The sequence below is a fragment of the Desulfovibrio sp. 1214_IL3152 genome (assembly GCF_036763055.1).
GTDB lineage: Bacteria > Desulfobacterota > Desulfovibrionia > Desulfovibrionales > Desulfovibrionaceae > Desulfovibrio.
Window position 1 is genome coordinate 1 of record NZ_JBAIYW010000465.1, and the last position, 4179, is coordinate 4179.

Genomic DNA, 4179 nt, shown 5'->3' on the forward strand with positions numbered 1-4179 from the left:
GGGCATGTCCTGTCACGCGCGGCGGTTCAGCCGTGTGCGGCGGTGCGCAGGAAAAGCGGCGGCGGTACGGCTCAAGCATGACAAGCCATTGGCAAGGCTAATCTCCTTCAGAGGATAATTCGCAATGATAAGCAGCTATCGCATGGGTCTTTTGCAGGTGCTGGACCTGATCTGCATCCTGCTGGCCCTAGCTATTTCAGGCATGACGACCATTGCCCCGGATCTGAGCGTTTTTGACGATTACACCGGGGCATCGCTGTTCACCATTTTTTTCTACATGCTGTTTTTCTACATCCTTGATGCCTACAATGTGGGCAACGAGGACTTCAAGGAGACAACGGGCCGCGTGATCGTGGCCTGCCTGCTGGCGATCATATCCTCGGCCACTGCCTCCTATGCCTTTCAGCACTGGCGCTTTGACCGCAAGACCATCACCCTGCTTTTCGCGCTTTCTTTCTGCCTCAGCCTGCTCTGGCGCTGGCTGTACCACCTCAATGCCGACAGGCTCACCCACCCCCTGCGCATTCTGCTGGTGGGCGTGGACCGCGCGGGCAAGGTGCGGCAGTTGCTGGCCGAAGGTCTGCCCCAGGCGGAAATCATCGGTTATGTGGGCGAACGCGATCAGGGACCGGATGCCGGTCCTTGCCTTGGCCCGCCCTTTCTGGCCCTGGACATAGCCCAGGAAAAAAATGCCACCATGATACTGCTGCTGCCCGATGCGCCCATTGATGACGACATCGCCCACGAGCTTTTGCAAGCCAAACTGCGCGGGCGCATGGTGGTGGACATTCGCAGTTTTTACGAACATGTGGTGCAGCGTCTGCCGCTCTCGCAGATGACCGATGAGTGGCTGCTGCAAACCGAAGGCTTTTCGCTGAACACGCGCGGCTCGCTGCGGCGCCTCAAACGGGCGCTGGATGTGCTGATTTCGCTGCTGCTGCTCATACCGGCCACGCCCATCATGCTGCTCACGGCCCTTATCGTACGGCTGGAGTCTCCCGGCCCGATCATTTACAAACAGGACCGCGTGGGCCTTTTTGAAAAGGAATTCACGGTTTACAAATTCCGCTCCATGCGGGCAGATGCGGAAAAGGACGGCGCCGTATGGGCCAGCGCCCAGGACAGCCGTGTCACCTTTTTCGGCCGCTTTATCCGCAAGGTGCGCATCGACGAACTGCCGCAGATATGGAACATCCTTAAAGGCGACATGAGCTTCATCGGCCCGCGCCCCGAGCGCATGGCCTTTGTACAGAAGCTCAAGGAAACCATACCCTACTACAGCCTGCGGCATACGGTGAAGCCCGGCCTCACCGGCTGGGCGCAGGTGTGCTATCCCTACGGCGCTTCCGAAGAAGACGCCCGGCGCAAGCTGGAATATGATCTCTATTACATAAAGAATATGTCCATCCTGCTGGATATAAACATCATCTTCAAAACTATCGGCGTGGTGCTCTTTCCCAAGGGCGCGCGCTAGAGCAGTTAACGAATGAAATGAGTTAACTGCTCTGCAAGGATTTTCTTGAAAATCCTTGCCACGAAATGCGAGAAGGCAGGCTTTTGCCTGCCGTAAGCGAGCATTTCAAGTGTTAAATACTCCAGCCGGACAAAGGGCCGCTGCCCGGCTTCGGCCATGCAGCCTGAGCAGGCAATGCAAAGCCCCGTCACGCGGATCAGCAACTATCCGCGCGACGGGGCTTTTTAGAGCAATTTTACTTTCAAATTACTCTACAATTCCAAGAAGATATATTCTTTAAATTAACGCGCCATTACCGGCACATACAATTCAAAAGGCGCCCCGGGATTCCAGTCCGGGGGGTACAGCTCAAAGCACGGGGCCTGCTCATTATAGGCATACGCCTCCTGGCTGGCGAACCACTTTTCAAAAATGAACATGTAGGCCTCCCCGATGTTTTCCAGGTTCGGCACGCGGCAGGCCGCGTACGTGCCTGCCGGGATGACATGGTGTCCCATGTCGGCAGGAAGCTCGCGCCCGTCCGCCTCCATAGCCGCCCAATACTCGATCTCCTCGGCATTGAGCATGCAGGAAACACCGTAAAAGGGCTTGCCCGCAATATCCGCCACACGTGGTCCAAACTGCTGCCAGATGGCAGGACAATCCTCGTGGGCACGGGCTATCGAGGTGCGAACCTTCATGCCCATCAGGCGCGTCGCAGGAAAATCCGCAACTGTTATCTTAAATTCGCTCATAAAATGCTCCTTATTTGAGAATGCTTCATTTGATGCACAAAAAAAGGGACTTTTATAAAAAAGTCCCTTTCTTATGCACCATCATATTGAACGTATTACGGGGCTGCACGGGCAGACGCCCGCCACAGGGGCATCAACGTGACATGCCAGTGCGGGCAGGCGCAGAAGCAAACCCCGTAACGCATTGAGAACATGTGTTCTCAAAAGTAAAACGCTCCTGAATACGGCATGCGGCAAAAGCCTCTATTTTTTCTGCAGCTTGAGGCGCTGCACCACGGCTTCTGCGCCCAGCGAGGCGAATTCCGCCACATCCCGGCCTTCGCGGGCGCTCTGGGGCAAAAGCAGTTCCGGCAGGTTAGCCAGACTTTTGTCCGGCGACACACCGTACTCGGCCGGGAAGGCGTCGTTGAAATACATGTCCTGAAAACCGGCAAATTTCAGAGCATGGGCAGTGGCGTCAAGCACCGCATGCTCATGGTCGCCCACAAGGCCCAGAGCACGGGCATTGCGCAGGCCGGCCAGACATTCGCCCCCCTGGGTGCAGGCAATGTGGCCGTGACGGTTGGCCGTTATCATGGCGTCCATAATCTGCTGTTCGGTCACGCGCACCACCTGGAAGGCGCGTTCGCCGCCGCTTTCCATAAAGCGCTCGGCCAGCATGCGCACACGCGGGAATGACACGGGATTGCCTATCATGGCCGCCTGGGCCACACTGGGCTGCACAGTCACAGGCTGCCAGCTGCGTGAGCTTGCGGGCGCGTCGTAGTACCGCCACACCGGGTCGGCATGCTCGGACTGCACACCAAAAATGCGCGGCAGGCCCGTAATGATGCCGAGATCAAGCATCTTCAGGAAACCCGACATGATGGCGGTCACGTTGCCCGCATTGCCGATGGGCACAAAGAGGCACTGATCCGTCATGTCCCAGCCGTACCACTGGGCCACTTCGTACGCATAGGACTCCTGCCCCAGAATGCGCCAGCTGTTCTTGGAATTGAGCAGGGCCACGCGATAGTTTTCTGCCAGCAGTTCAACGACCTTCATGCAGTCGTCAAACACGCCGGGCAGTTCCAGCACTGTGGCGCCGCTGCCAAGGGGCTGCGAAAGCTGCTGGGGCGTCACCTTGCCGTGGGGCAGCAGCACCACGGATTTGAGCGGAGCACCCACATACGAGGCATACAGGGCCGCCGCCGCCGAAGTATCACCGGTGGAGGCGCAGACCGTCAGCACTTCGTCCCACTGGTTGCGGCGGCAGAGCCACTTGAGATAGCTGAAGGCACAGGCCATGCCCCTGTCCTTGAAGGAGGCGCTGGGGTTCTGCCCGTCGTTCTTGTAGGCAAAGGCCACGCCCGTCATGTCGCGCAGGGCGGCGGACGCTTCCACCACAGGGGTGATGCCCTCGCCCAGACAGACGATATCGTCTTCGTCCAGCAGGGGGGCCAACAGTTCGTAATAACGGAAAATGCCCTTGAGCGCCGTGGAACGGCTGGCGCAACGGTCGTCAAAAATCTTTCGCCATTCCTGGCCGCTACGCTCCTTGAGCTTTGCAAAATCCAGGTTTTCCAGCAGAAAAACACCGCCGCACTGCGGGCAGGCATACAGCAGGCTGTCGCCCGGATAACGCGCACCGCAATCAAGGCAGACATATTCCATGCGGCCGCGATAGGCCGGAAAATCCGCGTGGGCCATGTGACGAACTCCTTTTGGCATCGGGAACAGAAACCGTTTTTCCAGCGACGGACAGGCCGCCGACCGGAGCAGTCCACGGTCGGAATGCTCCGGAACATTTCACCTTTGGAAATCTGCCCCCCAAATGTATTCAAGGGCTGGCGGCAGGGCGCTTGCGCGCGGGCATGCAGCGACCTTTATTTTCACGCCCTGCGCCTGTGACAAAAGGCGTGTCGCAGCCTTATGCCGGGCAGCCGCCGGGCAGCCATCGGGCCGCCGCCAGAGCGTTAACAAACGCAAACG

Annotated in this window: 4 protein-coding genes; 1 reads left to right on the forward strand and 3 read right to left on the reverse strand. The window is 58.2% G+C overall.

Annotated features, from left to right (window positions below; all coding sequences use genetic code 11):
- Positions 1–124: 124 nt before the first annotated feature.
- Positions 125–1474 carry a sugar transferase gene (locus tag V6C07_RS09745; protein WP_333536241.1) on the forward strand — a complete coding sequence of 450 codons (1350 nt, stop codon included), beginning with the start codon at positions 125–127 and terminating at the stop codon, positions 1472–1474.
- A gap of 5 nt (positions 1475–1479) precedes the next feature.
- On the opposite strand, the gene V6C07_RS09750 is transcribed toward V6C07_RS09745, so the two are convergent.
- The 3 genes from V6C07_RS09750 to thrC all read right to left on the reverse strand — a co-directional run bounded on the left by V6C07_RS09750 (position 1480) and on the right by thrC (position 3897).
- The gene (locus V6C07_RS09750; RefSeq protein ID WP_333536243.1) at positions 1480–1632 is read right to left on the reverse strand and encodes a hypothetical protein; all 153 of its coding nucleotides are present in this window, start codon (positions 1630–1632) and stop codon (positions 1480–1482) included.
- Positions 1633–1755: 123 nt separating this feature from the next.
- On the reverse strand, positions 1756–2208 hold the full coding sequence (locus tag V6C07_RS09755; protein ID WP_333536244.1) for a GyrI-like domain-containing protein: 453 nt from the start codon (positions 2206–2208) through the stop codon (positions 1756–1758).
- A gap of 243 nt (positions 2209–2451) precedes the next feature.
- Positions 2452–3897 carry a threonine synthase gene (thrC, locus tag V6C07_RS09760; RefSeq protein WP_333536246.1) on the reverse strand — a complete coding sequence of 482 codons (1446 nt, stop codon included), beginning with the start codon at positions 3895–3897 and terminating at the stop codon, positions 2452–2454.
- Positions 3898–4179 lie beyond the last annotated feature (282 nt).